The sequence below is a fragment of the Achromobacter sp. D10 genome (assembly GCF_035282245.1).
Lineage (GTDB): Bacteria > Pseudomonadota > Gammaproteobacteria > Burkholderiales > Burkholderiaceae_B > Achromobacter > Achromobacter insolitus.
The window spans coordinates 18,579-44,212 of sequence record NZ_JAYJLE010000009.1; the positions used below are offsets into that span (position 1 = coordinate 18,579).

26 protein-coding genes and 1 tRNA gene are annotated in these 25,634 nt (G+C 64.6%); 20 read left to right on the plus strand and 7 right to left on the minus strand.

Annotated features, from left to right (window positions below):
- Nucleotides 1-85: 85 nt before the first annotated feature.
- Nucleotides 86-1,588: an aldehyde dehydrogenase family protein gene (locus tag VCS63_RS20960; protein ID WP_042794591.1), complete on the minus strand. Its 1,503-nt coding sequence runs from the start codon at nt 1,586-1,588 to the stop codon at nt 86-88.
- Between the two features lie 149 nt (nt 1,589-1,737).
- On the opposite strand from VCS63_RS20960, the gene VCS63_RS20965 reads away from it, so the two are divergent.
- From VCS63_RS20965 to VCS63_RS20995, 7 genes are all read left to right on the plus strand, one after another.
- Entirely contained in the window at nt 1,738-2,487 is a 750-nt protein-coding gene (locus VCS63_RS20965; RefSeq protein ID WP_164793831.1) for an ATP-binding cassette domain-containing protein, read from the plus strand.
- 137 nt (nt 2,488-2,624) lie between these two features.
- Complete coding sequence (locus VCS63_RS20970) at nt 2,625-3,416, plus strand: ABC transporter substrate-binding protein (protein WP_063640959.1); 792 nt, start codon at nt 2,625-2,627, stop codon at nt 3,414-3,416.
- 4 nt (nt 3,417-3,420) lie between these two features.
- Nucleotides 3,421-4,113 carry an amino acid ABC transporter permease gene (locus VCS63_RS20975; protein WP_042794589.1) on the plus strand — a complete coding sequence of 231 codons (693 nt, stop codon included), beginning with the start codon at nt 3,421-3,423 and terminating at the stop codon, nt 4,111-4,113.
- A 2-nt stretch (nt 4,114-4,115) separates the two neighbouring features.
- Nucleotides 4,116-4,805 carry an amino acid ABC transporter permease gene (locus VCS63_RS20980; RefSeq protein ID WP_042794588.1) on the plus strand — a complete coding sequence of 230 codons (690 nt, stop codon included), beginning with the start codon at nt 4,116-4,118 and terminating at the stop codon, nt 4,803-4,805.
- 11 nt (nt 4,806-4,816) lie between these two features.
- Entirely contained in the window at nt 4,817-6,109 is a 1,293-nt protein-coding gene (locus tag VCS63_RS20985) for an NAD(P)/FAD-dependent oxidoreductase (protein ID WP_149064048.1), read from the plus strand.
- A gap of 12 nt (nt 6,110-6,121) precedes the next feature.
- Entirely contained in the window at nt 6,122-6,706 is a 585-nt protein-coding gene (locus VCS63_RS20990) for a helix-turn-helix domain-containing protein (RefSeq protein ID WP_042794587.1), read from the plus strand.
- Nucleotides 6,707-6,802: 96 nt separating this feature from the next.
- Nucleotides 6,803-6,879 (plus strand) — tRNA-Arg (locus VCS63_RS20995).
- Nucleotides 6,880-6,961: 82 nt separating this feature from the next.
- Here the strand turns inward: VCS63_RS20995 and VCS63_RS21000 are convergent.
- Nucleotides 6,962-8,335 carry a hypothetical protein gene (locus tag VCS63_RS21000; RefSeq protein ID WP_323880944.1) on the minus strand — a complete coding sequence of 458 codons (1,374 nt, stop codon included), beginning with the start codon at nt 8,333-8,335 and terminating at the stop codon, nt 6,962-6,964.
- A 345-nt stretch (nt 8,336-8,680) separates the two neighbouring features.
- Here VCS63_RS21000 and VCS63_RS21005 point away from each other — a divergent pair, with 345 nt between their 5' ends.
- Nucleotides 8,681-9,670 carry a tripartite tricarboxylate transporter substrate binding protein gene (locus VCS63_RS21005; RefSeq protein WP_323880946.1) on the plus strand — a complete coding sequence of 330 codons (990 nt, stop codon included), beginning with the start codon at nt 8,681-8,683 and terminating at the stop codon, nt 9,668-9,670.
- Nucleotides 9,671-9,877: 207 nt separating this feature from the next.
- Nucleotides 9,878-10,939, plus strand: a complete 1,062-nt coding sequence (locus tag VCS63_RS21010; RefSeq protein ID WP_323881023.1) for a DMT family transporter — start codon at nt 9,878-9,880, stop codon at nt 10,937-10,939.
- A 58-nt stretch (nt 10,940-10,997) separates the two neighbouring features.
- Here the strand turns inward: VCS63_RS21010 and VCS63_RS21015 are convergent, their stop codons facing one another.
- Nucleotides 10,998-11,291 carry a hypothetical protein gene (locus VCS63_RS21015; RefSeq protein ID WP_063640965.1) on the minus strand — a complete coding sequence of 98 codons (294 nt, stop codon included), beginning with the start codon at nt 11,289-11,291 and terminating at the stop codon, nt 10,998-11,000.
- Nucleotides 11,292-11,394: 103 nt separating this feature from the next.
- On the opposite strand from VCS63_RS21015, the gene VCS63_RS21020 reads away from it, so the two are divergent.
- The 3 genes from VCS63_RS21020 to VCS63_RS21030 all read left to right on the plus strand — a co-directional run bounded on the left by VCS63_RS21020 (nt 11,395) and on the right by VCS63_RS21030 (nt 13,553).
- Entirely contained in the window at nt 11,395-11,673 is a 279-nt protein-coding gene (locus tag VCS63_RS21020; protein WP_042794586.1) for a DUF2164 domain-containing protein, read from the plus strand.
- Nucleotides 11,674-11,786: 113 nt separating this feature from the next.
- Complete coding sequence (locus VCS63_RS21025; protein WP_323880948.1) at nt 11,787-13,046, plus strand: NAD(P)/FAD-dependent oxidoreductase; 1,260 nt, start codon at nt 11,787-11,789, stop codon at nt 13,044-13,046.
- Between the two features lie 117 nt (nt 13,047-13,163).
- On the plus strand, nt 13,164-13,553 hold the full coding sequence (locus VCS63_RS21030) for an OsmC family protein (protein WP_323880950.1): 390 nt from the start codon (nt 13,164-13,166) through the stop codon (nt 13,551-13,553).
- A 66-nt stretch (nt 13,554-13,619) separates the two neighbouring features.
- Here VCS63_RS21030 and VCS63_RS21035 read toward each other — a convergent pair whose 3' ends face one another.
- The 4 genes from VCS63_RS21035 to VCS63_RS21050 all read right to left on the minus strand — a co-directional run bounded on the left by VCS63_RS21035 (nt 13,620) and on the right by VCS63_RS21050 (nt 16,869).
- Complete coding sequence (locus VCS63_RS21035) at nt 13,620-14,225, minus strand: hypothetical protein (RefSeq protein WP_063640968.1); 606 nt, start codon at nt 14,223-14,225, stop codon at nt 13,620-13,622.
- Between the two features lie 57 nt (nt 14,226-14,282).
- Nucleotides 14,283-15,401, minus strand: a complete 1,119-nt coding sequence (locus tag VCS63_RS21040) for a glycosyltransferase family 4 protein (RefSeq protein ID WP_063640970.1) — start codon at nt 15,399-15,401, stop codon at nt 14,283-14,285.
- Nucleotides 15,376-16,332 (minus strand): glycosyltransferase family 9 protein, encoded by a 957-nt coding sequence (locus tag VCS63_RS21045; protein WP_063640971.1) that lies wholly within the window; start codon nt 16,330-16,332, stop codon nt 15,376-15,378. Before VCS63_RS21045 ends, VCS63_RS21040 begins: the two co-directional genes overlap by 26 nt.
- 186 nt (nt 16,333-16,518) lie before the next feature.
- Nucleotides 16,519-16,869, minus strand: a complete 351-nt coding sequence (locus VCS63_RS21050) for a hypothetical protein (protein ID WP_323880952.1) — start codon at nt 16,867-16,869, stop codon at nt 16,519-16,521.
- Between the two features lie 383 nt (nt 16,870-17,252).
- Between VCS63_RS21050 and VCS63_RS21055 the strand changes: the two genes are divergently transcribed.
- From VCS63_RS21055 to VCS63_RS21090, 8 genes are all read left to right on the plus strand, one after another.
- On the plus strand, nt 17,253-17,858 hold the full coding sequence (locus tag VCS63_RS21055) for a PIG-L family deacetylase (protein WP_233461743.1): 606 nt from the start codon (nt 17,253-17,255) through the stop codon (nt 17,856-17,858).
- A gap of 1 nt (nt 17,859) precedes the next feature.
- Nucleotides 17,860-18,744: a glycosyltransferase family 2 protein gene (locus tag VCS63_RS21060; protein ID WP_233461744.1), complete on the plus strand. Its 885-nt coding sequence runs from the start codon at nt 17,860-17,862 to the stop codon at nt 18,742-18,744.
- 70 nt (nt 18,745-18,814) lie between these two features.
- Nucleotides 18,815-19,285 (plus strand): hypothetical protein, encoded by a 471-nt coding sequence (locus tag VCS63_RS21065; RefSeq protein WP_063640977.1) that lies wholly within the window; start codon nt 18,815-18,817, stop codon nt 19,283-19,285.
- A 105-nt stretch (nt 19,286-19,390) separates the two neighbouring features.
- The gene (locus tag VCS63_RS21070) at nt 19,391-22,123 is read left to right on the plus strand and encodes an ATP-binding cassette domain-containing protein (protein WP_323880954.1); all 2,733 of its coding nucleotides are present in this window, start codon (nt 19,391-19,393) and stop codon (nt 22,121-22,123) included.
- Between the two features lie 153 nt (nt 22,124-22,276).
- Nucleotides 22,277-23,047, plus strand: a complete 771-nt coding sequence (locus tag VCS63_RS21075) for a BON domain-containing protein (protein ID WP_323880956.1) — start codon at nt 22,277-22,279, stop codon at nt 23,045-23,047.
- Nucleotides 23,044-24,315 (plus strand): glycosyltransferase family 4 protein, encoded by a 1,272-nt coding sequence (locus VCS63_RS21080; protein ID WP_063960744.1) that lies wholly within the window; start codon nt 23,044-23,046, stop codon nt 24,313-24,315. Before VCS63_RS21075 ends, VCS63_RS21080 begins: the two co-directional genes overlap by 4 nt.
- 11 nt (nt 24,316-24,326) lie before the next feature.
- Nucleotides 24,327-25,055 (plus strand): SDR family oxidoreductase, encoded by a 729-nt coding sequence (locus VCS63_RS21085; protein ID WP_063640985.1) that lies wholly within the window; start codon nt 24,327-24,329, stop codon nt 25,053-25,055.
- Nucleotides 25,046-25,633, plus strand: coding sequence for a D-glycero-alpha-D-manno-heptose-1,7-bisphosphate 7-phosphatase (locus tag VCS63_RS21090; protein ID WP_063640987.1), 588 nt, complete (start codon nt 25,046-25,048; stop codon nt 25,631-25,633). Before VCS63_RS21085 ends, VCS63_RS21090 begins: the two co-directional genes overlap by 10 nt.
- Nucleotide 25,634: the final 1 nt, after the last annotated feature.

Below are 25,634 nucleotides of genomic sequence, written 5' to 3' on the forward strand. Positions count from 1 at the left end.
GGCTGGCTAATCGTATGTAGAAAGCGTAAGCCCCCGCGCGTGGCGGCGCACGCGCGGGGGCTTATCGAAGCCGCGCGGCCGGAGCTTATTCGCCGAACTTGATGCCCTGGGCCAGGGGCAGTTGGCGCGAATAGTTGATCGTGTTGGTCGCGCGGCGCATGTAGTTGCGCCACGCATCGGAACCCGATTCGCGGCCGCCGCCGGTTTCCTTTTCGCCGCCGAAGGCTCCGCCGATCTCGGCGCCCGAAGTGCCGATGTTGACGTTGGCAATGCCGCAGTCAGAACCTGCCGCGGACAGGAAGGTCTCGGCCTCGCGCAGGTCATTGGTGAAGATGGCCGACGACAGGCCCTGGGGCACGCCGTTCTGCAAGGCCAGTGCCTGGCTGAAATCGGTGTAGCGCATCACGTACAGAATGGGGGCGAAGGTTTCGTGGCAGACCACGTCGGTCTGGCCCGGCATCTCGGCGATGGCAGGGCGCACGTACCAGGCATCCGGATACTGCTCGGCCAGCACGCGTTCACCGCCGGTGACTTTGCCGCCCTGTTCGCGCGCGGCCGTAAGCGCGGCCTGCATGGCGTCAAAAGACACGCGGTCGATCAGCGGACCAACCAGCGTGGCGCTGTCCAGCGGATTGCCGATGGTGGCGCTGGCATAGGCCTTGTGCAGGCGTTGCACCAGGTCGTTTGCCACGCTCTCGTGCACGATGAGGCGGCGCGTGGTCGTGCAGCGCTGGCCGGCCGTGCCGATGGCGCCGAACACGATGCCGCGCGCGGCCATGTCCAGGTCGGCCGTGGGGCCGACGATGATGGCGTTGTTGCCGCCCAGCTCCAGCAGCACGCGGCCGAAGCGCTGCGCCACGCGCGGCCCCACCTGGCGGCCCATGCGGGTCGAACCCGTGGCCGACACCAGGGCCACGGCGTGCGAATCCACCAGGGCTTCGCCGATGTCGCGGCCGCCGATCAGCACTTCGGACAGCCCGGCGGGCGCGTCGCCGAAGCGTTGCGCGGCCTGGGTGAAGAGCGCCTGGCAGGCCAGCGCGGTCAAGGGGGTTTTTTCCGACGGCTTCCAGACCACGGCATTGCCGCAAACCAGCGCCAGCGCGGCATTCCAGGACCACACGGCCACGGGGAAGTTGAACGCGCTGATCACGCCGACCACGCCCAGGGGGTGCCAGGTTTCCATCATGCGATGGCCGGGGCGCTCGGAGGCGATGGTCAGGCCGTACAGCTGGCGCGACAGGCCCACGGCGAAATCGCAGATGTCGATCATTTCCTGAACTTCGCCTTCGCCTTCGGCGACGATCTTGCCGGCTTCCAGGCTGACCAGGCGGCCCAGTTCGCGCTTGTGCTGGCGCAGCGTTTCGCCAAACAGGCGCAGCAGCTCGCCGCGGCGCGGAGCCGGCACATCGCGCCACGCCAGGCTGGCCTGGCGCGCGCGGGTGATGGCGGAATGGGCCTGGGCGACCGTGTGCTCGTGGACCTGGGCCAGTTCGGCGCCATCGATCGGGCTGCGCGCGCGCAGCGTGCCGCCGGTGAGCGATTCCGGGTTCAGCCCGAGCGCGCGCAGGATGTCTTGGGGAGTGTCCATGCCGGTTCCTTGGGTTGCCTGCGAAGAGCCTGTCTTCGCTTAAGGGTTATGCCTAAGTGGCGATTCTGGAAAAAAATTTACTATACGAAACTCCAGCGTGAATTGCGAAACCTTTTTAACCAAGGCAGCACTCATCCGAAGGTGGATCCGTGGCGGAACCTCTGCTGGTCGTCCAGGCAGTCAGCAAGACCTATCAGCGCGACGGGCAGGCCCCGCATCTGGCGTTGGATGGCATCGACTGCCAGCTTGGGCGCGGCGAGGTCATGGTGGTGGTCGGACCGTCCGGTTCCGGCAAGAGCACCCTGTTGCGCACGCTGAACGGCCTGGAGAGCATCGACAGCGGCACCATCCGGGTGGATGGGGTGTCGCTCACGGACCCGGCCACCGACGTCAACCTCTGGCGCACCGAAGTCGGCATGGTGTTCCAGCACTTCAACCTGTTCCAACACCGTACTGCGCTGGACAACGTCGCGCTACCCCAGCGCGTGGTGCGCGGCCGTACCCGCGTCGATGCCGAACGCTACGCCCGCGAACTGCTGGGGCGCGTTGGCATGGGCGACTACGGCGCGCGCTATCCCAGCCAGCTCTCCGGCGGCCAGCAGCAGCGCGTGGCGATTGCACGCGCGCTGGCCATGGACCCCAAGCTGATGTTGTTCGACGAGGCCACTTCGGCGCTCGACCCCGAAACCGTGGGAGGCATTCTTGAACTGATGCGCGCGCTGGCGCGCGACGGCATGACCATGGCCGTGGTGACCCACGAAATGGGTTTCGCCCGCGACGTAGGCGACCGCGCGCTCTTCATGGACGCCGGCCGCATCGTGGAAATGGGTACGCCCGAGCAGGTGTTCAGCCACCCGAGGGAAGCGCGCACCCGCGCCTTTCTCGAGAAGATTCTGTAGCAGCAAGGAAGCAACGGGCGGCCCGCGCGTGCGCGGCGTCCGGCAGTAACCAGGGCCGGTCCGGCTGATCCGGGCGCTGCCGGCGCACTGTGCTTTGCCCGGAATGACATGAGTCCATTCACCACAAGGGGTAGTAAATGCTGAAAATCAAACAATGGCTGGGCGTGGCCGGCATCGCCCTGGCAGCCGCTTCCGTGGCCCTGCCCGCGCAGGCCGACGAACTGGGCGACATCCTCAAGCGCGGAGAGTTGCGGGTCGCGGTGCAGACCTCGGGGCCGCTCATGAGTTTCATGGACAAGAGCGGCAAGCGCACCGGCCTGGCCGTGGAAGTGGCCAAGCGCATGGCCGACGACCTGGGCGTGAAGCTGGTGCTTCAGGACTATGAATGGAAGGGATTGATCCCGGCGCTCCTGTCCGGCAAGGCCGACATGGTGGCCGCCGACATGACGCCCACCCCGCAGCGCGCGGCCCAGGTGCTGTTCTCCACGCCGATGTTCTATGCCGACACCGTGGCCGTGGTGCCCAAGGATTCGCCCTATAAGTCATATGAGGAACTCAATAAGGATGGCGTGACCGTGGGCGTGCTGGGTGCCAGCACCTATGCGGAAGTGGGCAAGAAGATGCTGCCCAAGGCGACCATGAAGGAGTTTTCGGGCGGCAGCGCGCCGGTGGGACAGGCCCTGTCCAGCGGCCGCCTGGATGCCGGGATCATGTCTCTGTCGACCGCCAACCAGTTCCTGGTGGACTTCGGCAATCTGCGCGTGCTGGACGGCATCATGGTGCGGGAGCCCCTGGCGTTCGCCGTCGGCCCCAACGCGTTCCGCCTGAAGTTCTGGCTCGACAACTGGCAGACGTTGAAGACGGCCGACAACACCTTGCCCGAGCAAGTGAAGTACTGGTATTCGACCGACTGGAAGAAAGACCACTGAGCCCATGGACTGGCTGATCGACTTCTATAACTGGCGCATCGTCAGCCAGTACACGGGCCAGTTCGCCACCGGCCTGGCCAATACCCTCATCGCGGCGGGCGCGAGCCTGGTGCTGTCGGTGCTGGCTGGCATTCCGCTGGCGCTTGCCCATATGTCGCCCCGCGCCGCCGTCTGGCGGCCGGTGGCGGCCTATGTGCAATTCATTCGTTCCACTCCCTTGCTGGTGCAGATCTACCTGGTTTATTACGCGGTGCCCATGCTGGTGCCCGGCGCCAAGGGTTGGAGCGAGATGCTGTTGGGCATTATCGCCATGACGCTGCACCACGCGGCCTACATGAGCGAGATCATCCGGGTGGGCATCGAGTCCGTGCCGCGCGGCCAGATCGAAGGCGCCAAGGCCTGCGGCATGAACTACCGCCAGCGCTTGCGCTACGTCGTGCTGCCGCAGGCCTTTGCCAATACGCTGCCGCCCCTGCTGGGCCAGACCGCCGTGCTGATCAAGGACACCTCGCTGCTGTCATTGATCACGGTGTTCGAACTGGTCGCGGCCGGCGTGCAGATGAACAGCGACCGCATCGTGCCCAACGAGAGCTTCCTGACCATTGCGGCCGGCTATCTGCTGATCTATGCCTGCATGTTGCTGCTGTCGCGCGGCGTGAGCATCTGGCTGGCGGGTCCCGCCTGGAACGCGAGGTAAGCATGCTGGATTCCTATCTTTCCACCGCCGGCGTCGTGCTGCCCTTTCTGTTGAAGGGCTTCTGGGAAACCTTGAAAATCTCGTTCGTGGCGATCATCGCGGGGTCCTTGCTGGGCTTTGTGATCGGCGTCATCCGCAGCTACCGCATTCGCGGCGTGCATCAGCTGCTGGGGCTCTACATTCATATCCTGCGCGGTACGCCGTTCTTGGTGCAGCTCTATATCTTCTATTTCGTGCTTCCCAGTTCCGGCATCGAGCTGCTGCACTGGGATTCCGGCACGGCCGCCTTCGTGTCGCTGTCCGTCTATACGTCCTGCTATGTGGCCGAGATCGTCATGGGCGCCATCCAGGCCGTGCCCCGCGGACAGACCGAAGGCGCGATGACACTGGGCTTGAGACCGTTCCAGATCCTGCGGCTGGTCATCCTGCCGCAAGCCATGCGCCTGATCGTGCAGCCCATGAGCGGCGTGTACGTCATGCTGATCAAAAGCACTGCGATTCTGTCGGTGGTGGGCATCACCGAACTGACGCGCCAGGGCGAGGTCTTCATCATCACCTTTCCGGCGAAGTCGCTGTTCATCTACGGCATGATCGCCGCCATCTATTTCATCTACTGCTACCCGCTGCTGCGTTTGGCCAACTGGCTGGAAAAGCGGCTGACGGGCGGCTTGCAGGGCGCGGGCCTGAACTGACGCCGACCACCATGGCTTCCGAGTACATCGATACCTACTACAAGCGCACGCTGGCCGACAGCGATACCCGCTATGCGCCCCTGTCGGGGGCGTCCAGCACCGATGTCTGCGTGGTCGGGGCCGGGCTGGCCGGACTGTCCGCCGCGTTGGAACTGGCCCGCCGTGGCCGCGACGTGACCTTGCTGGAGGGGCGGCGCGTGGCCTGGGGGGCCTCGGGCCGCAACGGCGGATCCGTATCGCCGGCATTCTCCGCGGGCGCCGACGCCATCAGGAAGCACGTCGACGAAGACCACTATCGCAAGCTCTACCGGCTATCCATGGAAGGCGTGGAGATCATCCGCGGCAACATCCGGGACCTGGACATCGCCGACGCCCGCAAGGTCGATGGCCGGCTTCGCGTGGTGCGTTACGAAGCGGCCGACGCCCTGCGGCAATGGTGCGACAGCCAGCAGCGCGACTTCGGCCGCGATGTGCGTCTGCTGAGCCGTGGCCAGGTCCGTGAGCGTCTGGTATCCGACGTGTATTTCCAGGGCGTGGAAGACCCGACCTCCTTTCATTTTCATCCGCTGAACTATGCCCGCGCATTGGCCCGCGAATGCGCGCGCCTGGGCGTGCGCATCCACGAGGACTCGCCCGTCACGCAGGCCGCGCTGGACGGCGCGGTCAAGCGGCTGAAGACCAGCCATGGCCAGGTCGACGCCCGCAGCGTCGTGCTGGCCACTGGCGGCTATACCGAGGGCGTCGTTCCGGCGCTGCGCCGCGCCATGCTGCCCATCGCGACCTACATCATGTTGACCGAGCCCCTGGGCGACCGGGTCCGGGAGGCCATCCGGACCCCCGCCGCCATTGGCGACGACCGGCGGGCCGGCAACTATTACCGCGTGCTCGATGGCGGCCGCATCGGCTGGGGCAGTAGAATCACCACCCGTGTCGATGACCCGCCCGATCTGGCGGAGTCGCTGCGACGCGAATTGCTCTCCGTCTACCCCCAATTGCATGGGCTGCGCGTGGAGACGGCATGGTCGGGACGCATGGCCTACGCGCGGCATCTGATGCCGCAGATCGGCCAGCTGTCGCCAGACGTCTGGTATTGCACGGCGTTCGGCGGACACGGCATGAATACGGCGTCGATCGGCGGCCGGGTTGTCGCGGAAGGGATCGCGGGCGATACCCAGCGCTACAAGCTGTTCGCGCCGTTCGGGCTGGCATGGAACGGCGGCAGCCTTGGCACGGCGGCGGTGCAACTTACTTATTGGTCTTACCAGGCGCGCGACTGGTGGCGGGAGCGGCGGTCGCGGGCATGACAGGGTATATAGATGGAAGGCAACAAACAAAGCGTGTTGGCACAACGGCTGCGAGCCTTGCGCCAGGCGCGGGCGTGGACTTTGAAGCAGGCGGCCGCGGCCACCGGCGTGTCCGCGTCCACGTTGTCCAAGATCGAAAACAGCCTGCTGTCGCCCACCTATGACAACCTGATCAAGATCGCGGCGGGGCTGGAGCTGGACGTGGCCGAACTCTTCACCGCGTCCGACGCCCATATGGGCACTGGGCGCCGCAGCCTCAGCCGCCAGGGCGAAGGGCGCCAGTACGAAACCCCGTACTACGACCACCGCCTGCTTTGCACCGCGTTGTCGCATAAGCGCATGATGCCTTTCCACACCCGCGTCAAGGCGCGTTCGTTCGACGAGTTCCACGATTGGAGCCGCCATCGCGGCGAGGAATTCGTGTACGTCCTGGAAGGCGAGGTGGAGCTCTACACCGAATTCTACGAACCCGCCCGCCTGAAAGCCGGCGAAAGCTTCTATATAGACAGCCGCATGGGGCACCGGGTGATCAGCCTGAGCCCGGACGACGCCCTGGTGCTGTGGGTGTCAACCCATGCGGACATCGGCGAGGAATAGGGCTCGCAGAGCCCGCCATTCAGGCCAACCGCCCAAGGCGGCCGCAACAAGGTAAAATGCGGCGCCCGGACCCATTCCGGGCCATCACCACACCGCGCGGCAGTAGCTCAGCTGGATAGAGCACGGGCCTTCTAAGCCTGAGGTCGGGGGTTCGAGCCCCTCCTGCCGCGCCAGAATCGCCAGCCAATGTAAAGGCTAATGGCAGATGTCCATGCGCTCACTGATGTGGCCTCCGGGGACGATGTGGCGCGAGCCCTAGGCCGTCGGGTAGGGGGCTGGTCCGTTGTAGTCCGTGCCGATTGCGAGAACACGCGATGGAATCAGGCGGTCCCCGTCAACATAGTTTTTGTCGCACACCGAGCAATCCCAGAAGACCGGCCGAGCGCCAATGGCGCGGATCTTCTCGCGCAAGATGGCGGCCTGATCCTGGAACTGCTGAACGGTCGGGAGGCGGTAGGCGTCATTGGTGCCGCACATCACCAACACATTGCGCGGTTTGTGCGGAATCACATCAGCATCGAAGCGCTCTAGCAAGTGCCCCAAGTAGTTGCCCGGCACGCCTGACTGCACGAATTTGGCCTTCGGGTACCACTTCGTCTTGAAGCGCTCAGTCACGGAGCCCCAGTTGATCCAGCTATCGCCGAATAGCACCGTGGTCCCTAGCGAAAGATCTAGCGGCCTTGCGGACTTGCGCAGTATGTGACCATAGCCCAGCGTCATGTCGATGCTGGTGCCGTCTTCGATCACCAGCGAAAAAGACACGGTTGTATCTTGGTCCAGAGTGAATGGCACTTCGGCGAGGAACACGCCATCCAGCGACCGAAAGCGATCGGTGCTGATTGTGACGCTTGTCCTTTGTTGGGGTGACCAAGCAAGAACGTCTACCCGCATCAAGCTCCCATAGCCTGTGGTCCGGGCGAACGAGAGGGGCAAGGAAAGGCGGTAGTCACCAGCCCCAAGCGCGAACTCGCGACTCTGCACACCGCTCAGAACGTCCGAGACGGACACTTGCAGGGCGGCGGCTGCATGGTAAGCCCCTCCCGGATTGCCGTAGTCGGAGTTAGCGTTTTCGGTCAGAACAACATTCCCGACCTTGTCCCAACCTCCGAACAGTCCTAGGGCGCGCCAACGCTCATACGGATTGTTCAGTTGCGCTGCCGCGTCATCTGCAATTGCAAAGTACCCCGGCGTGTGGGGGTGGGCATCGTTCAGATAGAAATTGAAGATCGAAGACCCGACGGCAAGGGCATGCGATAGCGATTGCTGGAAGCGGATGGACGAGCCCTTTACCTCAGCAATGGTGGCAGACCGATACAAGCCATCGGGGGAGAGGACCGATACCAGTTGGCCCGGCACAAAGCCGGATGGCTTGTCGACGTCGAACCAAGTCCCATCCAGGCCGTAGGGTGCCTTGGTCACGATCGCCTGAAGTAGCTTCCCTTCATTGGGCCTTTCGGCCATGCGCCAGCCAACCCCTCGCAGAGCACGGAAATGCATGCCGATAACCGGGACGGCCCCCGAATCCACCTCGGGGTAGAGCGCTGATTTGATTTCGTCGCGGAACGTGCCTAACGCGAAGCCGGCGCCCGCGGCGGTCGCCGTCGACAATAAAAAAGTCCTACGATCCATTGCCAAATCTTAAAAATGGGGACGAGGGATTGTAGGACATACTCCTTCAGATTGCCGCTGGGCGTTGTCGCTTTCAACTTCGCGCGAAATTGTCCCCCGAAGCCTCTCTATTGGAGGTGTACACGCCGCTGTTATGTTTCGATTTAATATAAAAAAATTAAATACGTAACTTGTTGCGTTCCCATATGCAAGGTTTGCGCCAGCTTGCTTATTGCGCCCTTCGTCATAGCCCCAGCTGGCACTGTGCAAATCGCAGAGCCCCTGTCGTGCGCGTAACATGCCTCGGCGCTGCCGTGGCAGCCACATAACATGGCCGCGCAGCGGTCAACCAAAGAGGAGAAGAGTATGACCATGCTATCCGGCGCCAAGCTGGGCAGGGCGGTATTGGGGGCAGCGCTTGCGGTGGCGGCGTTTGCCGGATCGGGTTCCAACGCGCGCGCCGATGACTATCCTTCCCAGCCGATCAAGCTGATCGTGCCCTTTGCCGCCGGGGGCGGCAATGATGGGATCGCGCGTATCCTGGGGCAGCTGTTGTCCGACGGCCTGAAACAGCCCGTGGTGGTCGAAAATCGGCCAGGCGCGGGGGGCAAGCTGGGGGTGGAGCAGGGCCTGAAGTCGGCGCCCGATGGCTATACCCTGACCTTGATTTCCAATAGCTATTCAGTCAACCCCAGCTTGTACAAGCTGCCATTCGATCCGGTCGAGGACATGACGCCGATCGGCATGATCGCGCGCGCGCCGTTCTTTGTGTCGGTCAATCCCGGCGTGCCGGTGGACAGCCTGGGCGAGCTGGTGGCCTTGGCCAAGAAGAAGCCGGGTGGGCTGACCTATGCCTCGTCCGGCACGGGCGGGATTTCGCATCTGGCGATGGAGGCCTTTTTGAAGACGGCCGGCATTTCCATGATCCACGTGCCCTACAAGGGGTCCGCGCCGGCCTTGACGGACACGGTCGCGGGCCAGGTCAACGCGATGCTGACCACGGCGGGCTCGACCTTGCCTTACCGCGAGGATAAGCGGCTGAAGGTGTTGGCGGTGACCTTGCCCCAACGTGTGTCTTCGGCGCCCGATATCCCGACGGTGCGCGAGGCCGGCGTGCCGTACGACGTGACGGTGTGGTACGGCATCATTGCGCCCAAGGGTGTGCCGCCGCAGGTGCAAGCGAAGCTCAATGCCGCGATCAATGCGGCCGTCGTGATGCCCGAGATGGCCGACCGCCTCAAGGCAACCGGGGAAGAGGCCGCGCCGGGCAGTCCGCAAGCCTTTCTCGATCAGATCGTCCAGGAGATCTCTCTGTGGGGCGACGTGGTGCGCGAGGCCGGCGTGACCGTCAATTGATCGTCGCTGCCGCCTAGGCCCGGGCGGCAGTCGTTGGGCTCTGAAGGGCTGCCGCGCCGGTCGTTGCGCGTAGCCCTGCGCGCTTCCGGGGTAATGGTCCGTAAATCCGTCCGGGCCAGTAAATTGTGCTGTTCAGGCGAGCGCCGCGCATTCAGCGAAGGCCTTGCCGGCACCGCCTTTTGCTACGTTCCCTGGCTTTATCCGGCTATGTCCATCCGCTCAGCCCTACCCGCACTGACCTCAGCATTGCTGTTTGGCGCCAGCACGCCTTTCGCGAAGATGCTCGTTGACGACATCACGCCTTTGTTGCTGGCCGGCCTGCTCTATTTGGGCAGCGGCCTCGGTCTCTGTCTGCTATTGCTGCTGCGCCAGGCAAAGCGGGGCGAAGCCGGCGGGGGCGGCCAGGATCTGATGATCCCCAAAAGCGACGTGCCCTGGCTGCTGGGGGCCATCATCTTCGGGGGCGTGCTGGGACCGGCGCTGCTCATGCTGGGCCTGACGCAGACGAGCGGGGCTTCCGCGTCGCTGCTGTTGAACGTAGAGGGCGTGCTTACGGCCGTGATCGCCTGGTGGGTCTTCAAAGAAAATGCGGATCGCCAGATCGTGCTGGGCATGCTGGTCATCGTCGCCGGAGGGCTTCTATTGTCCTGGGCGCCGGGCGCGGCGGCTTTTTCTCCCGGGGCCTTGCTGATTGTCGGGGCCTGTCTGTGTTGGGCGATAGATAACAACCTGACTCGCAAGGTCTCCACGAACGACGCGATGCTGATTGCCGGATTGAAGGGGCTCCTGGCCGGGCTCACGAACACCATGCTTGCTTTGCTCGGAGGCGCGACCTTACCGTCGATCACGGCCGTGAGCGTTACTTTGGCCGTGGGATTCCTGGGGTATGGGGTGAGCTTGACGCTGTTCGTGATGGCGTTGCGGACGCTGGGCACGGCCCGGACGGGCGCCTATTTTTCGGTCGCGCCGTTGTTCGGCGTGGTCATTTCGTTGATGTTGTGGCCCGAAATGCCCGGCCCGCTGTTCTGGGCGGCTGCGGCGCTGATGGCGATCGGCCTCTGGTTGCACCTGCGCGAACGCCATGAGCACGAGCACACGCATGAGCCGCTGCACCATAGCCACCGGCATGTGCACGACGCTCACCACCAGCATACTCATGACTTCCCATGGGACGGCAAGGAGCCGCACACGCATCCGCATCGCCATGCGGTACTGACTCATTCGCATCCCCACTATCCTGATATTCACCATCGGCATGGACATGGGTGAACGGGAGGCAAGGGGCATGCTACGGCCCTGTGTGCATGCCGTCTGTTGCGCCTGCCGGTTACCTCGGCGACGCCAGCTTGCGCGGCTTGGGGGGCGAGTCCATCAGCTGCGCGGTCGCCTGATCGCGTTCGCACACGCAGGGTTCCATCGCCAGATTCGCCAGCAGCTCGTCGTAGATATCGCCCATCAGGCCCGCTGGCCGCTTGAGGTCGCTGGACACTTGGTGCCAGCGTAGCAGGGCCGAGCGCAAGCGCTTGACCTCCCAGAGCAGGGAGACCACATCGGAGTTCCAGGGCTGGCGCTCCCGGATAGCGCGAAGCTCGGCGTGGGTAAGGGGGGCTTTGAACGGCATGGCAGAAAACACTGGTTATGCATCCAGTATAATTCGTCGGAAATTGGGGCCGGTTAGCGGGTTTTCCCGTGGACGCCGGCTTGTCTGCAGAAAGGGGGCCGCCATGGCTATCGAACTTGAACGCGGCGTGCGAGACGCCGCCATCGTTTCCATTCAACGCTACTTCGACCAGAACATGGATGAACGCATCGGCAATGTGGCGGCCGGTGCGCTGCTGGGCTTCATCCTGGAAGAAATCGGGCCCACCATCTACAACAAGGCCGTGGCGGACGTGCAGGAACGGCTGCAAGCGCGCGTGTCCGAAGTGGACCTGGAGGTCCACGAAGAAGAGTTCGCATACTGGCGCAAGCAGGACAAGGATGCGCGGGGCCGCAAGAAGTAGCCGGGAACCAATGGCCGCAATCGCGTTCATACCTTTCCGGTCAGCCAGGCATGAAGCCGTTGGACTGATCGAGTCCTGATCCGGTTTTGGTTCTCCGTCTGAAGGTTGAATGCATGCGTGTTTTGGTCATTGGGGCAGGTATGGCCGGTTTGGCCTTGGCACAGAAGCTTCATTCTTCCGGAGTCGATGTCGCCGTGTTCGAGCGAGGCACTGCCGTCGCCGACGGCATGGCAGGGTATGGCATCCTGATCGACGGCCATGGACAGCGGGCCTTGAAACACTGCCTGCCTACAAATATCTTCGAGGCGTTCGACCGCGCCGCGGGGCATGCGGGCGTGAGCGTGCACTTTCTGGACGAAATGGCTCGCACGCTAACTGCCTTTGAGGGGCCGGCAGGTCCTAGCGGCCAGGCGCAGCGCCGTTCCATCGAGCGCCTCAAGTTGAGAAGCATTCTTCTCGGCGGCCTGGAGGGGCCTGGCAGCCCGATACAGTGGGGGAAGGAATTCACCTCCTACGAGATTCTTGGCGAAGATGGACGCGTGCGGGCCCATTTTTCGGACGGTAGTCACGCTGACGGAGATGTGCTCGTCGGGGCCGATGCCAGTAACTCGCGCGTGAGAGCCCAATACCTGAACGGCCTGAAACGGCTTGACCTGGGAATCACCAACCTTGTCGGACGCACGCCATTGACGGCGGACCTGCTCAAGGGACTGCCGCGGAACTTCATCGATGGTTCGGTCAACAACGTGGTGCCGCCGGGTCCGGGCTGGATGTTCCTGTCCGCCTGGAGAGCCGCGGCGCGCAATGGCGCTGCGGACGAGACAGGGAATTATCTTGTCTGGGCTTACGCCGCCGCGCGCAAGGACTTTCCCGATAGCATCGAGAAATTGCAGGGCCACGTGGTCACGGATATCGTGCTGCGGCGCATGGAAAAGTGGTCTCCGACCTTACGGAATCTGGTATTGCACTCGGACATGGAGACGGTGAAAGCCGTGCCGATACGCAGCATGCCCGAGCTGCCGTATTGGAAGCCCAGCCAAATCACCCTCGTGGGCGACGCCATACACAACATGACGCCCATGGCGGGAATCGGGGCGAACACCGCTCTCAGGGATGCCGCGAGCCTGGCGGACAGACTCATTGCCGCCGGGAAAGACAAGCGGGCAATGCTGGACGGCGTCGGCGCGTATGAAAAGGCGATGCGGACATATGCCAATTCGGCGGTGGGTCTTTCGCGGCTCAACGCGGAGCGGGCCGCGCATGGCGGGGTGATATCACGCCGCTTTTTCCGGTCGTTCCTGCGAGTGGTCGATGCGGTGCCGCCGTTAAAGAGGAAGGTGTTCGAGGATCTGTCGAAGAAGTACGACAACTGAGGCCGCGCAGGAGGGCCCAGGCTGTCATACGCCATACCAGTATTCCCGCTGGCCTTCCTTGATTGTCGCGGCCGGCCTAGGCTGTCTGGATCTTTCATCCAACTACGGGAGATCCACATGGTGACGGCGAAACGGTCAGGGGAGTCTTACTGCGTCGAGGTAAGCAATGGGCATAGCGTCCTGCTCTCGGACACGCAGAAGAATGGCAAGGGGGGAACGGTAGGGATGCGGCCGCACGAACTTCTCGAAAGCGCGCTTGCTGCCTGTGTTTGCATGTCCATGGACATGGCTGCGGAGCGGGCCGGCGTCACATTGCCCGAAGGATCGGTGGACGTCACGATCGAACGCCTGGACCAAGAAACCGGATTCGAGGTGAGCTTGCGCTTTGCCGCGGCGCTTACCGAGGCGCAGCAGGAGCTGGTTCGCAATGCGGCGCAGTCATCGCCCGTCGCGCGTACCCTGGGCAAGCCGGTGAAGGTCCGGCCTGGGGTGATTCTGGTTTCATAAGGGGTGCCCGGATGGGGCGCGGACGTCGCCAGCTGCGGGCAGGAACAGCTTCTGCCCGCGCATCACTTACTGACTGAATTCATACACATAGCTGTTCGCCGACCCCGCCTTGCGGGTGTACAGCGGGCACCAGCCGTTCTGCGGCGCGACCTCGCAATACCGGTTGCGGCCATATACCTGCGCGATTTTCCAGTTCTGCGTCTTGTCGGCGCGTTCCAGCAGATACTGCATGCGCACGCCTCTTTCCTTGCGGTCGCGTTCGTCGTTGTCTACCGGGAAACCGGGGGTCGAGGGTGTCGTGTTGCGGATCTGCGCGACAACGAAGGCGCGCGTGTCGGACTGGACATCGACATTGACGACGCTGCGCTCATAGGTTTGGACGCTGCATTTTTCATCGCCATTCTGCCGGGCCTGGAGTTCGGCCGTGGCGAGCGAGTCTTCGGCGGAGGTGAAAGGCTGGTACAGCTCGGCCAGTTCTTTGCAGGCGGTGGCCGTGTAGCGGTCGTGCGCGTCGCGAACTTGCCACCAGGATTTCACCGCCGCTTCCGGCGTGTTGGCGGTCAGCTGCAGCTGAGGCGTGGCGGCTTGGAGACGGGCCCAGGGAGTTTCTTCCTGCTTGGAGCAGCCCGTCAGGGCGATCGCCAGGACGAGCAATAGGGCGGGCTTTGTCACGGTACTGAATCGGGTAAGTCAATCGGGGGCACCATGATACCGCTTCCACCCTGTCGTTCACCCGCCGGCTAGTGTCCGTTTGTACGCTTCCAAAGTGCTGAACATCTTTCCCGCCAGCCTGAAGTTCGCTTCCGCGTACGCCCGGGCGTTCGCGATCATGGTTGCGGCATGCTTGGGCTGGCTGCGAATCCGCATGATGCCATCCGCATAGCCGGCGACATCCCCCGGCCGGGCCAGCCAGCCGGTCTGGCCCGGCGTGACAATTTCCGGCAGTCCGCCGACCTCGCTGGCAACGACGGGCCGGCGCGCCGCGTAAGCCTCGGGCACGATGCGCGACCAGGCTTCGGTGGCAGAAGGCACCAGGACCACGTCGGCGGCGCCGATCATGCTTGCCACATTGTTGCGGTGTCCGGCAAACACCACATGCCGGGCGATGCCCAGTTCCTGGGCCAGCCGGTGCAGCGTCTGCGCATAAGCCTGCGTGCTGGCGGTGGGCATGCCAACCACCAGCGCGGTGGCGGGCACCCCTTCGCCCCGCAACCGCTGCACTACGCGCAGGAGGTCGGCCTGGCCCTTTTCGGGACGCAGCATGCCTATGGTGGCGATGACGTAGGCGTCTTCTGGTGCGGCTATGTCCAGCGCGTGCCGGGTGGACAGGCGCATTTGCGGGTCCTCGTCCTGCAGGAAGAACTCGTCCCCCGCCCATTCTCCAACGACGCTGATCCGTTCTTCGGCAATCAGCCCTGCGGCCAGGAGTTCCTGCTTGCCCTTGCCGCTGGTGGCGATGACGTGGTCGCAGCCAATTTTCCATTCAAGCCGGCGCCGTGGCGAGCTGCGCATGGCCTTGGCGAAATGGCGTGTCCTGACGACCGCGCACAGGTCGCGGCAAAGCGCGGCGGTCTTGCCGTCTGCCCTGCTGTGGCTGTCGATGAGGTCGATGCGCAACGCCTTGACCGTGCGTCGCAGCTTCAGGACCGTGGACGGCGAATAGGCCGGGTTGAAGTCGAAATCCACTGCGCGCAATCCGCGCGCTCGGGCGGCGCGGTTGATCGCGCTGTCGGCGGGTGCCGCGATGGAGACTTCGTATCCATGATTGTGCAGCCAGCTGGATTGTTCGAGGACGCGGAACTCCAAGCCGCCCAGGCTGCGCTCAGCCAGCGTATGCAGGATGCGCATGGTGATCCAGGACTTTGCGGCAGGCGCCCAGCACTTCGTCGGGCGTGATGGAGTTGATTCCATCCCGGGTGTGTCGCGGAACGACCGCGGCGGAGTAGGGGCGGTCCCAGAACCATTCGGGATTGGACTCATTGAAGACGCCGACATAGGGCACGCAGGCGCCTTGCGCAATATGCGAGGGACCGCAATCGTTGGCGACCACCAGGCGCGCGCGCAGCATGATGGCGCTGAGCTCGGCAATGGAACGGCAGTAGGCAACCGAGAATTCCGGACGTCGCATGGCCTGGAGCTTGGCGCGTTCGGCCGCCTCCTGTTCCCCCAGCACGAACAGGAAGCGCGTGTCGGGGCCGAGCAGCAGTTTCAGTCTCTCGGCCAACCGCAAGTAGTTCAGCAGGCTCCAGCGCTTGAAGGCGCCAGACCCTCCGCCCGGAATCAGCACTACGTCCGCACTGTCCGCGCCGCGCAGGTGGGGGCGCGCCAGCGCCTGGAAGCAGCGGCGCGCCGCCAGTTCGGCGTCGAAACCGCGGTACGACGCCAGCAGGCGCAGATTGGCCAGGCCTATGTACTCGGCGACGTCCTTGCGATGGGCATGGGTCCATACCAGGTCGCTTACCCGTGCGTTACGAAAGCCGAATCGCATGGCTGGCCGGCGCAGCAGGTTGAGCAGGCCGAAGCGTTCACTGCTGTGGTGCAGGCTGACGCAGACCTCGGTGTCTTTCTTCAAGGCGCGCAGGTAGTCGCCGAATGTGGCGGCGCGGATGAACTCGTCAACCCAAGGCACCGAGCGGTAGAAGTCCCCCAGACGGTCGCGCGCGACCACGCGGATGCGCCGGGACGCCCACCAGGTCTTGAGTTGATAGAGCGCGGGCAGGGCGACGATCTGGTCGCCCAGCCGCGGCTGGCTTCTGACATAGACAACGACTTCCGACATGGGCAACCTCAGCTCGGTGGCGGGGATCTGTTTCCGGTCCGGGGACCGCTGCCGCGCAATGTATCGGCCGAGACGCGCATATCTTTTCGGGGTTCTTGAAAGAATGTGAAAAACCGGCCGGGTGAGCTGCACAGAAGTACACAACTTCCCCCGTGAGTCGAGGGAGGCCCGGCCGGCAGCCGCCGTTTACTTCGAACCGCCGGTGTTCGGATAGCCGGGAGGCGGGGTTGCGCCGCTGCCTCGGGTGCTGGGTACGTTGTCGTTGGCTTCGCGGTTGTGTCCCGGCTTTTGGTCCTTGTGCCGGTCCGATTTCCTCTGATCCTGCTTGTTCAGGTTGGGCGGATTGGTCGGCGTATTGGGCGTTGCATTCGGCGCCGGCGGCACCTGTCCCGGAGGAACGGGCTGGTTCGGCGGGACCGCGGTGCTGTCGTTAGGCGTGTTGGACGGCGAAGTCGGGGTGGCGGACTGCGCCAGCGCGTTGGCCGAAGCCAGTCCGGCCGCAACGACCACTGCGTAGGTGAGGGCTCGAATCTTCATGAGTACGCTCCTTTGTGGGAAAAGCAGGAGCGGATCCGCAAGCGCCATGCCTGGCCGGGCCGCGGGGCCGCTTCCCTGGGCTACGCGGCAAGCGGGGGAGTTTTTTACCTATGCATTGAATTCATGCCACCCATGCCACCTGCATCGGCCGGGATGTCCCGTCGGCGCCTTGCAGCAATGGTCTTCGGCACGGCGATTGCTGCAAGGCGCTGCCGCCGCCGGCTGCCTTGGCGCTACCTTTCCTTACGTCGAAGTTCCCTTACGTCGATATGTCCGTCATCTCTTCGCCCCATTCATCTTCTGGTTCCGATTCTCGGCGCCCGCCGGGGCCGCTTGTTGTCGTTGCACCCCATCTGGACGACGCTGTCTTCAGTTGCGGCGGCTTGCTCGGCGCGCATCCTGGCAGCATCGTCGTCACTGTCTACACCGGCCTGCCTGAATGTCCGGATACGTCCACGGACTGGGATCGCCGCTGCGGATTCGCGAGCGCGGCGGAGGCACTGGAACGGCGCCAAACCGAGGACCACCGGGCGCTGCAACTCACCGCAAGCACCGGCCTCTGCCTGGATTTCATCGATGCTCAGTACCGCCAAGGCGCACCGGAAAGCCTGCCCCGGCTGGCGGACAGCCTGCTGCACGTCCTGGCCGGCGTGTCGGCGGGCAGGGTGGCGCTGCCCTTGGGCCTGTTCCACGACGATCATCTGAACGTCAGCGACGCCGGGTTGCGGGTGGGGCGGATCTGCCCCGGAATCTCGTGGTTCTTATATGAGGACGTGCCCTATCGCGCACGTGCCGGCGCCGTGCAGGCACGGCTTGACCAACTGCGTGGCCGCGGTATCGCTACAACGCCCGTCCAGCTGGAATCGAACCTGGCGATCAAACCCGAGGCGATACTGGCGTACGCGTCCCAGCTGCGCGGACTGGGAGGGATGCCTGCCACCGCGCAGCAGGCCGAAGGCTACTGGCGCATTGACGGATGGAGCGCCTGAGGTGAGCGAATCTCCGCCTCGTCCACGAGTGTCCATCGTGGTATTGACCTACAACCGTTGCGGGGAGTTGTGCCGCACGCTGCGGCGGCTGGGCACGTTGCCGGAGGGGTATCCCGTGCTGGTCGTGGACAACGGATGTACCGACGACACCGCGCTGACGGTAAGGCGTGAGTTTCCCGACGCCGTGCTGGTCAGCGCGGCTGGCAACCTGGGAGCGGCAGGACGCAATCTGGGCGTGAAGCGAGTGACGACGCCCTACGTCGCATTCTGTGATGACGACACCTGGTGGGAGGCCGGCTCGTTGGAGCACGCGACAAAAATCCTCGACAGGCACTCGGACATTGCCGTGTTGAATGCCCGTATCGTCGTGGGCGCCGGCCAGCGTGAAGACCCTGCCTGCGAGGCCATGGCCCGCAGTCCGCTGCCTTCCATTCCGGGCGTGGGGCCGGAGCTGGCGGGCTTCATGGCTGGGGCTTGCGTCATGCGTACCGACGCTTTTCTGCGGGCAGGCGGCTATTGGGAGCCATTTTTCATCGGCGGGGAGGAAACCTTGCTCGCGCTGGACCTCATGGCGCAGGGCGGCCGCATAGCCTACGCGCCGCAACTTCGGGTCCATCATTGGCCTTCGTCGGTGCGCGACAGCGCCCTGCGGCGGCGCATGCTGGCGCGCAACGCCTTATGGACGGCATGGCTGAGGCTACCCGCGGGAATGGCGCTTTCGCGCAGTCTGTCTGTCTTGCGTGGGCTGCCGAGCTGGGACGCTCGAACCCGTGCCTGCCGCGATGCATGGGCGCATTGGCGGCTGATCCGGGCGCATCGTCGGCCGCTGGGCCCGGTGATCTGCGGCAGATTGAAAGCGGTTTGGGCAGCCGACACGGAATCCTGATCGCGGTCACGCGGCTTGCGCGCCGTCCGCGCGATCAAGTCCATGCCAATTCATAAGGAGGTGCTACACCATGCAAACCACACCCTTGGCTGCATACTGGGAGCGAGATGCGGCCGCGCAAGCCGTGCAGCTGGCGCTCCCCATGCTGGAGGCCGCGCGCGGGGATCCGCGCGTCGGAGACAGCGGCTTTCTCCACATCGTGATCATGAATCCGCTGGCCCGCCCGGGCGCTTGCGAATTCGCCGGCGCCATCCTGTACGAAGAAAGCATAGGAGACCCGGAAAAATGGGATGCGGACTATGGCGCATACGCGCGGGGCAAGGCGCGCCTGAGCTGGCGCACCGGCCGCTCCAGCCACGAAGTGCTGGCGCTGCAGCCTCATCTGCTGCATGCCAAGGACACGCAGGTGTGGGGCAGCGTGGCCATTGATGGCATTGTCGTGGCCGTGAGCGGCGCGAATCCGTGGTTTGACGAGGCTTTGGCCGCTGCCATAGCGCATCTGTTCAAGGCAGTGGTCCAGGGACGGCAACATCAGTCTTGAGCGGGGCCAGGGTCCCGCGGCTGAAGCGCCGGCAGATCGATGGCCGTCGCCTTTGTCCGGAATGGCATTTGCTGGCGTCGCGTTCGTCGACAAGGAGGCCACGCCATGAAGGACGCCGTAACCAACGGGACCGATTTTGCCCGCAAAGAGGTCACCCGCAGCATCCTGCGCGCCCTCTGGAGGTATCGGCGCCGCACGGCCGCCGCCGTGGGACTGTTGGTGGCGGCCAAGCTCCTCATGGTGCTGGTGCCGGTGGTGCTCAAGTACATCGTGGACATGCTCAGCGCACCGGGTGCGCTGGCCCTGCCCGTTTTTCTGTTGCTGGGCTATGCGCTCATCCGTTTCGGGGGCAGCGTTTTCACGGAACTGCGGGACGTGGTGTTCGTGCGGGTGGCGCAGCGCACCGTCGCGGACTTCACGGTTCGGGTTTTCGACCAGCTACAGCGTCTGGGCGCCAGGTTTCACGGCACCAGACAGACCGGCAGCCTGGCCCGCGACGTCGAGCGCGGCACGGCGGGCGTCGGCTTTCTGCTGGGCACGGGCCTGTTCACGCTCTTGCCGACCTTGGTGGAGATCGTCTCCGTTGTGTTGATCCTGGTCATGGGATACAGCGCCTGGTTTGCGCTGATCGTCACGGTGACCTTTGTGGCCTACTTCACCTATACGACGGTGCTGGTGCGCAAGCGGGTGGCGTACCAGCGCCGTCTGAATGATCTGGACTCCCGCGCCAGTGGCAGCATGGTCGACAGCCTGCTCAACTATGAAGCGGTGAAACTCAATGCGAACGAAGCCCTGGAGTCCGAGCGGCTGCGCCGCGTACTGGGCGAGTGGGCCGAGGTCGGCATACGCAATCAGCGTTCGCTGTCGCGGCTGCACGTGGGCCAAAGCGGCATCATTGCCTGCGGCGTGGCGGCCGTAATGCTGCTGGCGGGCCAGCAAGTCGTGAGCGCGCAAATGACCGTAGGCGATCTGGTGCTCGTCAATGCCTACATCATCCAGATATGCCTGCCGCTGAACACGTTGGGCCTGATCTTCCGGCAGGCCAAGGAAGCCTTCGTCAATGCCGAGCGCGTATGCGAGCTGCTGCGGTATCCGCCGGAGACGGGCGACGACGCCGCCTTGCCTTCGCTGGATCCGGGGGCGGGCGAGATCCGTTTCGAGCAAGTGGGCTTCGGCTACGAGCCGGGGCGCCAGATACTGTGGGACATCGACTTCACGGTGCCGGCGGGAACCACGTTGGCGGTGGTGGGGGGCAGCGGATCGGGCAAGTCCACGCTGGCGCGCCTGCTGTTCCGCTTCTATGACCCCGATACCGGCCGCATTCTCGTCAATGGGCAGGACCTGCGCACCGCCAACGTGCGCAGCGTCCGGCGAGCATTGGGCATCGTCCCGCAGGACACGCTGCTCTTTAACGAGACCATCGCCTACAACATCGCCTATAGCCGACCCGACGCCGGCCGCGAAGAGATCGTCCAGGCGGCGCGCGGCGCGCGCGTGCACGATTTCATCGAAAGCCTGCCGGCCGGTTACGAGACTCCCGTGGGCGAGCGCGGCGTGAAGCTTTCCGGTGGCGAACGGCAACGCATCGCGATAGCGCGGGCCATTCTGAAGAATCCTTCGATCCTGGTGTTCGACGAGGCCACTTCCGCGCTGGATACCCGAACCGAGCGGGCAATCCAGGCGGAACTCGAAAGGTTGTCGCGAGGGCGCACGACCCTGATCATCGCGCACCGGCTCTCGACGATCGTGCATGCCCACAACATCCTGGTGCTGGATCGCGGGCGGGTCATCGAGCAGGGGAGGCACGAGGAGTTGCTGGCGCGTGAAGGGATGTACGCACAGATGTGGGCGCTGCAACGGCAGCAGTCCGCGCTGGAGGAAGCGCGCGGGCAGGACTCGCGGCAACCCGTGAATCTTCTGGCGGTCGTCGCCGGAGTGCTGGACTCGGTGCGTGAGATTGCCCAGGACAAGGGCGTCAACCTTTATACCTTGATCGGCAGCGAAGCGGCGCGCATCACAGGAGATCCCAGCGCCTTGCAGCAAATGGTGTGGGACCTATGCCTGCATGCGGTCGCAGTCACGCCACCAGGGGGGCGTATCGAGATCCGCCTGCAGCGTGAAGGGCCGGTGACACGCATCGCGGTCACGGATGGACGCAAAGAGCGCGCAGACGAAACTGCGCCTGCCGATTCTGACGAGCTGCTGAACAACCCTGACGCCTTGCGGGCCGCCGCGGCTCTCGATCCCGCGCAACTGGCTGCCCGGGTGCAACGGCAGGGGGGCGTGTTCCATAGCGCTTATGCCGCTTCCGGAGGGCTGACCTATTCCGCCGATTTCCCCGTGCGAGCGGTGGAAGCCACGGCTCTGCGGACCGACGTGCGCCTGCCGGATCTGCACGACGCCTTCATCATGGTCGTGGACGATCAAGCGGAGGCGCGCGAAATGCTCGCCGAAATCCTGCGCAGCCATGGAGCGCGAGTGGCCCAGCACAAGGACGGCGAACAGGCGCTGGCCGCCTTCGAGGCCTTGCCGGCCGAGCAATGGCCGGGAGTCCTGATCTGCGACCTGTCGCTGGGGGACATCGATGGCTACGAGGTCGTCGGCCGCATACGCGCGATGGAAGTCGAGCGGGGAGCGGCCCTGGCACACCGCTTGCCCGCGATCGCGCTATCCGGCCATGCCAGTCAGGAGGCCCGCCTGCGCAGCCTGCTAGCGGGATTCCAGGTCCATCTTGCCAAACCGGTGGATCCCAACGAACTGCTGGCGACGGTGGGGTCTTTGCTGCCTGCGCCGGCACAAGCGCGCCCGCAGCAAGGCACTTCTTACATCGACAAGTAAGAAGTGCCGGACATGAGCTGCGAACCGGCAAATCATCGCGCGCAGGGTCTTCCATAGAAGCGTTTCGGCACACCACTTGCTCCGTCTCAAGCATGCACATGCAAGCCCCGAATGGCTCGTCCCGCATCGCAAGACCCGCAAGAGGAGAACGCAATGAAGCAAGACCCGAGATACGCGCCCCGATATGAATCCGATGATTCCGACAGAGACCCCGGCTGGGATGCCTCCCGAGGCGAGCCTTACAGGTCAGGCAGGCCGCAATACGGAGGCAGCGGCCAGGAGCGCGCCCGCGCAGAGCGTGCGGACGACGGCCATCGCGAGCCCTGGCGTGATCCCGCCCCTTCCTTCGGCTATCAGGGGGAGGGCACCCGCGCGCCCGGCGGACGTACCACCCGTGCGGGCGTGCGCAGCCGTAGCGTCGACCCCGGCCAAAGCAGCTACGGCGGCTTCAGCAACGAGGACCCTTCGTACCAGCGCCAACAGGTTTACGGTTCGCGCGATTCCTCGTACGCCGGCCCGACATCTTTCGGCGACGAGGAAGGCGGGTATTACGGCGATCGTCCCGTCTGGGACGACGAACAGGACCTGTCCTTCCAGACGGCGGAACGCGGCGGCTATAACCGGGGGCCCCAAGCCTGGAGGGATCGCGGTTCGCGCCGCATCGATCCGCGTGGCTACATCCGGTCGGACGAGCGCGTGCGCGAGATCGTGTGCGAACACCTTGCCCACAGCGGCCTGGACGTCAGCGACGTGTCTGTCAACGTTGCCGAGGGCTGTGTAACGCTGGAGGGAACGGTGCCGGACCGCCGCACCAAGCACCGCGTCGAAGACAGCGTGGACGCCTGCGCAGGCGTCAAGGACGTGGATAACCGCATTCGGATCGCCGGTTCCTCCGCCGCGCGGGAAACCGGAGCCGCATCATGAACAAGATCGCATTGATCAGCGAACACGCCTCGCCGCTGGCGGTCGCAGGCAGCGTGGACAGCGGCGGGCAGAACGTCTATGTCGCGCACGTCGCTCGCGAACTGGCGCGCGCCGGCATGCAGGTGGATGTGTTTACTCGCAAGGACAACGCCGCGCTCCAGGCCGAACACGCCTGGATGCCCGGCGTGCGGGTGATCCACGTGCCTGCCGGCCCGGAGGTCTATCTGCCCAAAGAAAAGATGCTTCCGTACATGGACGAGTTCGCGGCGTATCTGCTGCGCTATTTCGGCCGGCAGGCACAAGGCTACGACGTCATACATGCCAACTTCTTCATGTCGGCGATGGCGTCGCTGCCTGCGTCCCAGCGTTACGGCATTCCCTTGGCGGTGACTTTCCATGCGCTGGGTAAAGTGCGGCGCCAGTACCAGCAGGAGGCGGATCTTTTCCCCGACAGCCGCTTCGATATCGAAGAAGACGTGATTCGCCGCGCGGACCGCATCATCGCCGAGTGTCCCCAGGATCGCCGCGACCTCATAGGACTGTACGGCGCCGATGCGCGGCGCATCGATATCGTGCCCTGCGGTTATGACGCAGCCGAGATGGCGCCGCTGGATCCCGTCCGCGCCCGCGCCGCGCTGGGGTGGGAAAGCGAGCGCTTTACGGTGCTGCAGTTGGGCCGGATGGTGCCGCGCAAGGGCGTCGACAACGTGATCCGCGCGCTGGGACGGCTGCGCCAGCGCCATGGCGTGGACGCCCGGCTGTGCGTCGTTGGCGGCAATACGGATGACGCGGACGAGATCGCCACTCCGGAAATCGGCCGCCTGCGGCGCATCGCCGCCGACGAGGGGGTGAGTGCATCGGTGGAATTCACCGGGCGCCGCCATCGCGATCAGCTCGCCACCTACTACAGCGCCAGTGACGTGTTCGTGACTACGCCTTGGTATGAACCATTCGGCATCACGCCGGTGGAAGCCATGGCCTGCGGGCGGCCCGTCGTGGGATCGGACACCGGCGGCATACGCAGCACGGTCGTGCATGGCAAGACTGGCTTTCTCGTGCCGCCCCGCGACCCCGACAGCCTCGCGGCGCGGCTGGCCGAGCTGGCGGCGGATCCGGCGTTGCGGGCCAGAATGGGCGAGGCGGGGCGCTTGCGGGCGCGCCGCCTCTACACCTGGAAGCGCGTAGGCCAGGACCTGCTTTCCATCTACGGGCACATGGCGGCGGCGCCGGCGCTTGCACAGCGCGACGTCACGCGTGTTGCCGCATAAAGGAGTGGAGCATGCATGAATTCGAAAGCCTGGACGGACGTGTCGTCCTAGTGACGGGAGGCGGCAGCGGCCTGGGCGCGGCGCTTTGCGAGATGCTGGCCGCGGAAGGCGCGCGCGTGGCCGTCGCCGACATCGACGAACAACGCGCCCATACGCTGGCCGCGAAACTCAAGCGCGAGGGCGCGGACGTGATGGCGTGCATTATGGATGTCGGCGTCGTGGCGGACGTGCAGAACGGACTGGATGCGGTCGTGCGCCAGTTCGGAAAGCTGGATGCCATTGTCAACAGCGCCGGCGTGGACGTCACTGCCCCCATCGACAAGCTGGATGCCGACGTATGGGAGCGGGTGCTGCGAACCAATCTCACAGGCCCCTTCCTGATGGCCAAGCTGGGCAAGGACAGACTCAGCCCTGGCGGCCATATCGTCAATGTTGCGTCAACCGCCGCCCGCCGCGCCTGGCCGAATGCCAGCGCCTATCACGCCAGCAAGTGGGGGTTGATGGGCTTGTCGCATGCTTTGCATGCCGAACTGCGCGGCGCAGGCTTGAAGGTCAGCGCTGTGATCGCGGGAGGCATGCGAACGCCATTCTTGCTGGACCGCTTTCCGGACATCGATACGGGGACCTTGCAGGATCCCGCCAATGTGGCCCGGGCCGTGCGCTTCGTGCTGACCCAGCCGGGCGAAACCGTCGTGCCCGAAGTGATGGTCCTGCCGATGAAGGAAACATCATGGCCTTGAGGCCGGCGGTCTTTCTGGACAAGGACGGAACGGTGCTGGAAGACGCTCCGTACAACGTCGACCCCGGCCGCATGGCTTTAGCGCCGCATGCGTTCGCCGGCCTTTCGCGCCTGGGAACGGCGGGCCTGGCGCTGGTCGTGATCAGCAATCAGTCCGGCGTCGCCAAAGGCTTGTTTACGGCGTCGGCGCTGACGGCGGTGCAGACGAAGCTTGCATCGATGTTCAGCGCGGCAGGTGCGCATCTGGATGGCTTCTATTGGTGTCCGCATCATCCAGAGGGCGTGGTCGCGGGTTACTCGGTGGATTGCGATTGCCGCAAGCCGCGCCCCGGCCTGCTATTTCGGGCCGCCCGGGAGCTGGACATCGACCTGGAAGCCTCCTGGTTCATCGGCGACATTCTCGACGACGTCGAGGCGGGAAACCGCGCCGGTTGCCGCAGCATCCTCCTGGATGTCGGGCATGAAACGGAATGGCGCGAAGGTCCGGCGCGCACGCCGCATGCCCGTGCGCCGGACCTCGATGCCGCCGCTCGCATCGTGCTGGCGGATCGGCACGGCGACGTCCGGATGGAGGCCTGAG

What these genes read in the sequence shown, in the direction of transcription:
- VCS63_RS21050 (WP_323880952.1), bottom strand. Translation starts at nt 16,869, where the DNA reads ATGAAGATTCGAGCCCTCACCTACGCAGTGGTCGTTGCGGCCGGACTG.
- VCS63_RS20985 (WP_149064048.1), top strand. Translation starts at nt 4,817, where the DNA reads ATGGCTTCCGAGTACATCGATACCTACTACAAGCGCACGCTGGCCGAC.
- VCS63_RS21010 (WP_323881023.1), top strand. Translation starts at nt 9,878, where the DNA reads ATGTCCATCCGCTCAGCCCTACCCGCACTGACCTCAGCATTGCTGTTT.
- VCS63_RS20960 (WP_042794591.1), bottom strand. Translation starts at nt 1,588, where the DNA reads ATGGACACTCCCCAAGACATCCTGCGCGCGCTCGGGCTGAACCCGGAA.
- VCS63_RS21085 (WP_063640985.1), top strand. Translation starts at nt 24,327, where the DNA reads ATGCATGAATTCGAAAGCCTGGACGGACGTGTCGTCCTAGTGACGGGA.
- VCS63_RS20980 (WP_042794588.1), top strand. Translation starts at nt 4,116, where the DNA reads ATGCTGGATTCCTATCTTTCCACCGCCGGCGTCGTGCTGCCCTTTCTG.
- VCS63_RS21015 (WP_063640965.1), bottom strand. Translation starts at nt 11,291, where the DNA reads ATGCCGTTCAAAGCCCCCCTTACCCACGCCGAGCTTCGCGCTATCCGG.
- VCS63_RS21045 (WP_063640971.1), bottom strand. Translation starts at nt 16,332, where the DNA reads ATGTCGGAAGTCGTTGTCTATGTCAGAAGCCAGCCGCGGCTGGGCGAC.
- VCS63_RS21030 (WP_323880950.1), top strand. Translation starts at nt 13,164, where the DNA reads ATGGTGACGGCGAAACGGTCAGGGGAGTCTTACTGCGTCGAGGTAAGC.
- VCS63_RS21000 (WP_323880944.1), bottom strand. Translation starts at nt 8,335, where the DNA reads ATGGATCGTAGGACTTTTTTATTGTCGACGGCGACCGCCGCGGGCGCC.
- VCS63_RS21075 (WP_323880956.1), top strand. Translation starts at nt 22,277, where the DNA reads ATGAAGCAAGACCCGAGATACGCGCCCCGATATGAATCCGATGATTCC.
- VCS63_RS21080 (WP_063960744.1), top strand. Translation starts at nt 23,044, where the DNA reads ATGAACAAGATCGCATTGATCAGCGAACACGCCTCGCCGCTGGCGGTC.
- VCS63_RS21025 (WP_323880948.1), top strand. Translation starts at nt 11,787, where the DNA reads ATGCGTGTTTTGGTCATTGGGGCAGGTATGGCCGGTTTGGCCTTGGCA.
- VCS63_RS21020 (WP_042794586.1), top strand. Translation starts at nt 11,395, where the DNA reads ATGGCTATCGAACTTGAACGCGGCGTGCGAGACGCCGCCATCGTTTCC.
- VCS63_RS21065 (WP_063640977.1), top strand. Translation starts at nt 18,815, where the DNA reads ATGCAAACCACACCCTTGGCTGCATACTGGGAGCGAGATGCGGCCGCG.
- VCS63_RS21040 (WP_063640970.1), bottom strand. Translation starts at nt 15,401, where the DNA reads ATGCGCATCCTGCATACGCTGGCTGAGCGCAGCCTGGGCGGCTTGGAG.
- VCS63_RS21005 (WP_323880946.1), top strand. Translation starts at nt 8,681, where the DNA reads ATGACCATGCTATCCGGCGCCAAGCTGGGCAGGGCGGTATTGGGGGCA.
- VCS63_RS21070 (WP_323880954.1), top strand. Translation starts at nt 19,391, where the DNA reads ATGAAGGACGCCGTAACCAACGGGACCGATTTTGCCCGCAAAGAGGTC.
- VCS63_RS21090 (WP_063640987.1), top strand. Translation starts at nt 25,046, where the DNA reads ATGGCCTTGAGGCCGGCGGTCTTTCTGGACAAGGACGGAACGGTGCTG.
- VCS63_RS20975 (WP_042794589.1), top strand. Translation starts at nt 3,421, where the DNA reads ATGGACTGGCTGATCGACTTCTATAACTGGCGCATCGTCAGCCAGTAC.
- VCS63_RS20990 (WP_042794587.1), top strand. Translation starts at nt 6,122, where the DNA reads ATGGAAGGCAACAAACAAAGCGTGTTGGCACAACGGCTGCGAGCCTTG.
- VCS63_RS20970 (WP_063640959.1), top strand. Translation starts at nt 2,625, where the DNA reads ATGCTGAAAATCAAACAATGGCTGGGCGTGGCCGGCATCGCCCTGGCA.